This window comes from Halobellus sp. Atlit-38R (assembly GCF_003665925.1).
GTDB classification, from domain to species: domain Archaea; phylum Halobacteriota; class Halobacteria; order Halobacteriales; family Haloferacaceae; genus Haloquadratum; species Haloquadratum inordinatus.
Genome location: NZ_QXIJ01000325.1, coordinates 1 through 458 on the forward strand (window position 1 = coordinate 1; position 458 = coordinate 458).

The following is a 458-nucleotide window of genomic DNA, read 5'->3' on the forward strand; positions in this document are numbered from 1 at the left end:
ATCGGCAACCGAACCGGGCTCGCGGTCGTCGCCATCCAGCGCGACGACGAGGTGCTCGACAGCCCGGGCGCCGACACCACCCTCCGCGAGGGCGACACCCTGATCGGGGTCGGCACGCCGGAGAACTGCGAGGCGTTCGAAGAGATACTCACCGAATGACCGGCGGACTCGGCGCGTCGCCCCTCGGCGCCGCGGCCGCTCCGTGCGGACCGGTGACCGCGACCGTCGGCGCTCGGGGTGAGCGGTAGTGGCGCTGCTCGACGTCGGCGTCATGTTCGTCGCGGTCGCGGCCGCCGCCGCGGTCGCGAGTCGCCTCGGGCAGTCCGTGATCCCCGCGTACATCCTCGTCGGGACGCTCCTCGGGCAGTACGTCCTCGGGCGGCTCTCGCTCCCGGTCGTCGGGACCGTCTACGTCCCCGAGACGGAGTTCATCTCCCTCGGCGCGGAGCTGGGGATCA

At 72.7% G+C, this 458-nt stretch carries 1 protein-coding gene and 1 pseudogene; both read left to right on the forward strand.

Translation table 11 applies throughout. The features are described 5' to 3' along the window. Positions 1-159 (forward strand): cation:proton antiporter regulatory subunit (locus D3D02_RS19635; protein ID WP_304999810.1); only part of this gene is annotated, 159 nt, incomplete at its 5' end. Positions 160-247: 88 nt separating this feature from the next. After that, positions 248-458 (forward strand): annotated as a pseudogene (locus tag D3D02_RS19640) (cation:proton antiporter); the annotation flags it as partial.